The 6,180-nt window shown below is 73.3% G+C and carries 5 protein-coding genes; 2 read left to right on the top strand and 3 right to left on the bottom strand.

Annotated elements, in window-relative coordinates; all coding sequences use genetic code 11:
• Nucleotides 1–1,309 (top strand): FG-GAP-like repeat-containing protein (locus tag PV341_RS43130; protein ID WP_500360749.1); only part of this gene is annotated, 1,309 nt, incomplete at its 5' end.
• Between the two features lie 52 nt (nucleotides 1,310–1,361).
• Here the strand turns inward: PV341_RS43130 and PV341_RS43125 are convergent.
• From PV341_RS43125 to PV341_RS43115, 3 genes are all read right to left on the bottom strand, one after another.
• Nucleotides 1,362–2,339 carry a DNA-3-methyladenine glycosylase family protein gene (locus PV341_RS43125; protein ID WP_500328621.1) on the bottom strand — a complete coding sequence of 326 codons (978 nt, stop codon included), beginning with the start codon at nucleotides 2,337–2,339 and terminating at the stop codon, nucleotides 1,362–1,364.
• Between the two features lie 107 nt (nucleotides 2,340–2,446).
• Nucleotides 2,447–3,529, bottom strand: a complete 1,083-nt coding sequence (gene manB, locus PV341_RS43120; RefSeq protein ID WP_500328622.1) for a mannose-1-phosphate guanylyltransferase — start codon at nucleotides 3,527–3,529, stop codon at nucleotides 2,447–2,449.
• 64 nt (nucleotides 3,530–3,593) lie between these two features.
• Nucleotides 3,594–5,153, bottom strand: coding sequence for a peptidoglycan recognition protein family protein (locus PV341_RS43115; protein ID WP_500360747.1), 1,560 nt, complete (start codon nucleotides 5,151–5,153; stop codon nucleotides 3,594–3,596).
• Nucleotides 5,154–5,269: 116 nt separating this feature from the next.
• Between PV341_RS43115 and PV341_RS43110 the strand changes: the two genes are divergently transcribed.
• A complete protein-coding gene (locus PV341_RS43110; protein WP_500328624.1) occupies nucleotides 5,270–6,022 on the top strand; it encodes a TIGR03089 family protein in 753 nt (250 codons plus the stop codon).
• Nucleotides 6,023–6,180: the final 158 nt, after the last annotated feature.

The raw sequence follows: 6,180 nt of genomic DNA, 5'->3' as shown, positions 1-6,180 counted from the left end.
GTTTTTGTTAAAGGAACCCACCGTGACCTCGACGCAGTACCCGGACGCCGACGCGAGCGACGACGGCTTCAAGAATGGCGTCGAGGACTCTAAGTGGAGCACCGTCAAGTTCGGCACCGCGGGCGCCTTCACCTTCAAGGCGGCGCAGACCGACGTGGTGAAGTTCGAGTACGGCTTCAACTCGGCCTCGTACACCGGATCGGTCACGCGCACCAACGGGGCGCCGACATCGACGCTGACGACCTGGTCGGGCGCGAAGCCGCCGCTGGCCGGCCCCAATGTGCTGTACGTCCGGGCCGTCGACGGCGCCGGGAACGCGTCGGATCCGCGCAAGTACTTCTTCTACGTCACCCCGCGTGACGAGGCCGACAAGGCGGGCGACTTCACCGGCGACGGATTCCCCGACCTGATGGTCGTGGACGCCAACGGCAACCTGCGCCTGTACCCCAGCAAGGGCAACCCGGCCGACCTGACCAAGGGCACCGGCACGCTGGGCTACTCGATGTCCGGGGCCTACCGGGAGAACCCGGCCAAGGATCCCAACGGCGGTGACGACGACGTCCCGCTCTACATCGCCCCGCCCTCGGGCTACTGGAAGAACACGCAGATCACCCACCTCGGGGACGTCTACGGAGGCGACGGACTGCAGGACCTGGTCGCGATCAAGGACGGCAAGCTGTGGGTCTACCCCGGCGACGGCTACGGCGCGGTGAACATCGACAAGCGTCGGGAGATCCTGCTGCCCTCGAACGCACCGGCTCCGAACACCATCACCCAGATTGTCTCCGCCGGGGACGCCACGGGGGACGGCAAGCCCGACTTCTTCCTCACCGTCGGTGACGCGATCTGGGCCTTCGTCGGCTACAACGGCGCCACCGTGGACCAGGCCGTCCGGCTCTCCAGCTCGCCGTGGACGGAACGCGACATCGTCACCGTGCAGGACGTCACCGGCGACGGGGTGACCGACCTGGTCTACCGGACGGACGTCAGTGCCCGGCTCCTGCTGCGCACCGGCATCAAGGACCCGGCGACGGGCGGGGTGAAGCTCGACTCGCTGGCCGCGGCGGTGAACTCGGAAGGCGGCGTCGACACCGAGTACGGGGCGTCCGGCTGGAGCAGTTCCAGCATCCGGGTCTTCTACGGGACCCCGGACGCGAACGGCGACGCCATCCCGGACATCTGGACGCTCCGGGTCGACGGAACGGTGCGCTTCTACGCGGGCAGCAGGACCGCGCTCAGCGGCGCCGGCACCGTCGTCATCACTAACACCGACGGGGTGGGCTGGAAGACCAAGATGACCATGGGCTGACCCGTCGGCCGGCCCACGGCCTCCCCGGCCCTCTGACCCGTTTCCACACCGGTCAGAGGGCCACGATGTTCCCCGGGGCCATGCGCGGGGCGCGACGTGGGGGGCGGCGGCCGGTGAGGAGGATGATGCGGGCGGCGCGGTGGCGCTGGCCGGCGTAGGGCTCGAGGAGTTCGAGCATGGTCGCGTCGTCGCAGCGGTGGGCGCCGGTGAGGGCGTAGCCGACGGTGTGCGGCAGGTGGAGGTCGCCGACCGTGATCGCGTCGGGGTCGCCGTTGCTGCGCTGCAGGGTCTCGGCCGCGGTCCAGGGGCCGATACCGGGAACGGCCTGGAGGCGGGCGAGGGCGTCGGCGGGGGCGAGGGTGGTGGCCTGCTCCATGCGGGCGGCGGCGCGGGCGGCCCGGACCGCGGCGGCGGAGCGCTTGCCGTCGACGTTGGCGCGGTGCCACTCCCAGGAGGGGATCATGGCCCAGCCGCGGGCGTCGGGCATCACGCGCATGCGCAGTTCCTCGCCGGGGCCGGGGGCGGGCTCGCCGAAGCGCCACAGCAGGACCCGCCAAGAGCGGTAGGCCTCGTCGGAGGTGACCTTCTGCTCGAGGATCGCGGGGATGAGGGACTCCAGCACCAGGCCCGTACGGGTCAGCCGCAGCCCGGGGTTGCGCCGGTGGGCCTCGTGGACGACGCGGTGGCGGGCGGTGAAGGCCGCGGGGTCGTCGGCGTCGCCGAGCAGGCCGGGGAGGCGGTCCAGGAGCCAGTCGGCGCCGGGGCCCCACGCCTCGGCCTCGACCTCGCCGCCGGAGGGGCGGGCGATGCGCAGGGTGCCGGGGCCCTCGGGGGTGCGCGAGGCCCGGTAGACCGCGCGGTCGGCGCCGACGCGGAACGCAGGGTCGCCGGGGCCGCGGCGCAGGGGGCCGAGCGTGAGGCCGAGGTCCAGAGGGCCGCGGGGGGTCCAGCGGCGGGTGCGGCCGGGCGTGCGGGGGCCGGGGACGCGGCCGGTCGCGGCGCGGAGGAGTCGGCTCTGCTCGGGGTGCACCCTCCGAGGGTACGGCGTGGGCCCTGCGGCTTCCGGGTTTCCGGCCGGTGGGCGGGGTGCGCCCGCCGGCCGGGGTCCTGGGCGGTCACCGGCCTGCAGCCGGTCGCCTACTGGTCGGACGAGAAGCGGACCGCGCCATCCGGGATGACCGCGCCGCACCAGATGCGCACCCCGTGCCGCAGTTCGTTGTCGGCACCGATGTGCGCGGAGTCGCCGATGACGGAGCCGTGGACGACGGTGCGCTCGCCGATGACCGCCCCCGCGCCGATGAGGGAGTCGACGACGGTCGCTCCGGGGTGGACGACGGCGCCCGCCAGGACCAGGCTGCCCTCGACGACCGCCCCGGAGCCGATGACGGCGCCCGCGGACACGGCGGTGCCGCCGGTGAGCTTGGCGTCGTCGGCGACCCGGGCGCCCTCCAGGACGAGGCGTTCCCCGCAGCGGCCGGGGACGGCCGGGGAGGGCGCGTGGCCGAGGACGAGGTCGGCGGAGCCGCGGACGAAGGCGTGCGGGGTGCCGAGGTCGAGCCAGTAGGTGGAGTCGACCATGCCCTGCAGGTGGGCACCGTCGGCCAGCAGGCCGGGGAAGGTCTCGCGCTCGACGGAGACCGCGCGGCCGGTGGGGATGGAGTCGATGACGGAGCGCTGGAAGACGTAGGCACCGGCGTTGATCTGGTCGGTGACGATCTCCTCGGGCGTCTCCGGCTTCTCCAGGAACGCGGTGACGCGGCCGGTGGTGTCGGTCGGCACGAGCCCGAAGGCGCGCGGGTCCTCGACCCGGGTCAGGTGGAGGGAGACGTCGGCGCCTGAGTCGCGGTGGGTGGCGACCAGGCCGGCGATGTCGAGGCCGGTGAGGATGTCCCCGTTGAAGACGAGGACCGGGTCGCCGGGGGCGCAGTCTAGGCGGTCGGCGACGTTGCGGATGGCCCCGCCGGTGCCGAGCGGCTCGTCCTCGGTGACGTACTCCAGGCGCAGCCCGAGGGCGGACCCGTCGCCGAAGTGCGGCTCGAAGACCTCGGCGAGGTAGGAGGTCGCCAGGACGATGTGCTCGACACCCGCCGCGCGCGCCCGGGCCAGTTGGTGGGTGAGGAACGGGACGCCGGCCGCGGGGACCATGGGCTTGGGCGTGTGCACCGTCAGGGGGCGCAGTCTGGTGCCCTTGCCGCCGACCAAGAGGATCGCTTCAGTCACCTGTGTTTGTCTCCGCTTCCTGGCGGGCCGAACGCATGAGCGGCCAATCCTATGCAGGGTGCGATCAGCGGCCCTGGAGCCCCGCCGCGGTGCGGCGGATGATGCCGAGATCGTCGTACAACTCCGTTCCTGGGCATTGCGTGGCGAATCCGTCCCGGTGGCCCGAGATGACGTTCATGCGGACCCGCGTACCCTTCGGGTACTTGTTGCTCCCTCCGGACACCAGGTATGTCATGCCCTCCGGATCACGGCCGTAAATTCCGAGTTTCCACGCGGCGAGCCGGGCGACGGCCGACAGGGCCTCACGGGTGGGCTGCTCCTCGGAGTAGTCGCCGAGCACGGCGATGCCCATGGTGTGCTCGTTGAAACCGAGGGTGTGCGCGCCGAAGACGGCCTTGGAGACGCCGCCGCTGCGGCCCTCGTAGATGTCTCCGCACTTGTCGACGAGGAAGTTGTAGCCGATGTCGCGCCAGCCGCTGCTCTTGACGTGGTAGCGGTAGATACCGCGGATGACCGAGGGGGAGTCGGAGCACTCGTAGTCGTTGCCGGTGGCGGTGTGGTGGACGAAGATCGCGCTGACGTCGTCGGTGAACTCCGACTCCTCGCTGCGCAGTTGCTCGTCGGCGCCCCAGCCGAACCGGGTGACGATGCGGGGGCGCGCGCCGGTGAAGCGATGCCCGGTGAGGGCCTCGGTCTGGGACCGGGTGAGCGCGGGGACGAAGGGGGACTCGACCGGGGTGCCCGAGGTGTCGCTCGGGTCCGCGGCGGTGTCGGTGGTGGTGCCGTCCTGCGGGCGGCGGCCGCCGAGCGGGTCGCCCCCCTCGCTGGGCCCGACGCCTTCGAGCGGGTCGCCGGCCTCGCTGGGGCCGACGCCGTCGAAGGGGTCGCCGCCGTTGTAGGGGCCGCCCGTGGTGCCACCGCCGTCCGGGCCACCGCCGTCCGGGCCACCGCCGTCCGGGCCACCGCCGTCCGGGCCGCCGACCCCCGGACCGGCGGGCCCGGGGTCCAGCGCGGCGTCGGGGTCGAGGTAGCTGCCGCCCAGGTCGTCGCCTGGGCCGTCGCCGGACCCGTCACCCGGTTCGTCCCCGGGGTCGACCATCTCCAGTCGCAGTCCCCTGGGCAGGCCGGGCCGCACTCCGCGCCTGCCGGTGGGGGCCTCGGGCACGACCCGCACCTCGACCCCGTCGGAACGGCCGACCCACAGCGGGGCGGTCGCGCCGCGCACCGGTGAGGCCGAGCCTTCGGGCGAGCCGGCGTCGGGGGCGTCGTCGTTGTGCGCCTCGACGGTGCGCCAGCCGGACCAGATGCCGGTGCCGGTGGCGCGGGTCCGGACCTGGACGGTGCCCCGCAGGTCGGTGCCGACGTCGTCCCAGGTGATGCCGATCAGGGAGAACGGTCGCACGGCACGGGCGGGCAGCCCCTGGGCGAGCGGGGTGCCGATGGCGCGGCCGGAGGTGGCGAGCGGGGCCAGCGGCAGAGTGTGGGTGTCGCCGGGGGGCGTGTCGGGGGCGGCCGCCCGCACCGGCGCGTGGATGGTGGCGGTGGCACCGGAGGGGAAGGCGAGCGGCAGGGCGAGGGCAGCCATGCACGCCGCGGAGATCGACGTCGCAAGAAGTGCACGCATGGGAAGAACAGTTACATAACGCCCCAGAACGCGCAGCCGGGATCTGACGGGCCGTCCTGTTCTGCCGGCCCATCAGAGGCACCCGGGACGGTCCCGCCTGACGTAGCCTGGGCCGCGTGACATCGACTGCCCGTACACCCGCCGACCTGCTGCGTTCCGCGCTCGCGGCGGACCCCGCCCGGCCCCTGGTCACCTTCTACGACGACGCCACCGGCGAACGCGTCGAACTGTCGGTGGCCACCTTCGGCAACTGGGTGGCCAAGACCGCCAACCTCATCCAGGACGAACTGGGCGCCCAGCCGGGTGACCGTGCGGCACTGCTGCTGCCGGCGCACTGGCAGACCGCGGTATGGGTGCTCGCCTGCTTCTCCACCGGCGTGGTCGTGGTGCCGGGCGGCGACCCGGGCGAGGCCGACCTCGTGGTCTCCGGCCCGGACGCCCTGGAGGAGGCCCGCGCCTGCTCCGGCGAGCGGGTCGCGCTGGCGCTGCGCCCGCTGGGCGGCCGCTTCCCGCAGCCGCCGGAGGGCTTCCTCGACTACGCGGTCGAGGTCCCCTCCCAGGGCGACCGCTTCGTCCCGTACGCGCCGGTGGACGCTGAGGCGCCCGCGCTGGAGCTGCCGGGCGGGGAGGAGCTCACCGGCGCGCAGGTGGTCGAACGGGCCCGCGCGTCCGCCGCGGCCCTGGGACTGACGGCCGGGGCGCGGCTGCTCTCGGGCCGGCCGTACGACGACTGGGACGGTCTGGCCGCCGGGCTGCTGGCACCGCTGGCGGCGGGCGCCTCCGTCGTGCTCTGCCGCAACCTGGACCGGCTTCCCCCCGCCGACCTGGACAAACGCCGGGAGAGCGAGCGGGTGACCCACACGGCCTGAGCTCACACCGGCCCACCGTCCCTGAAGCCCTCGGACGGAACTGAACAACTCCGCACAACCGAGGACGGGTTTGGACGGTCTCTATAGGTGACCTGATCATCAGCAGCACCTGTAAGGACGGGCCCGGACGTGACCACGCCAGCCGATTCGCCGGAAGC

This window comes from Streptomyces sp. PA03-1a (assembly GCF_033792805.1).
Lineage (GTDB): Bacteria > Actinomycetota > Actinomycetes > Streptomycetales > Streptomycetaceae > Actinacidiphila.
Note: the sequence above shows the minus strand (reverse complement) of the source record. Positions and strands in the feature narration are given on the sequence as shown.

What these genes read in the sequence shown, in the direction of transcription:
- PV341_RS43115 (WP_500360747.1), bottom strand. Translation starts at nt 5,153, where the DNA reads ATGCGTGCACTTCTTGCGACGTCGATCTCCGCGGCGTGCATGGCTGCC.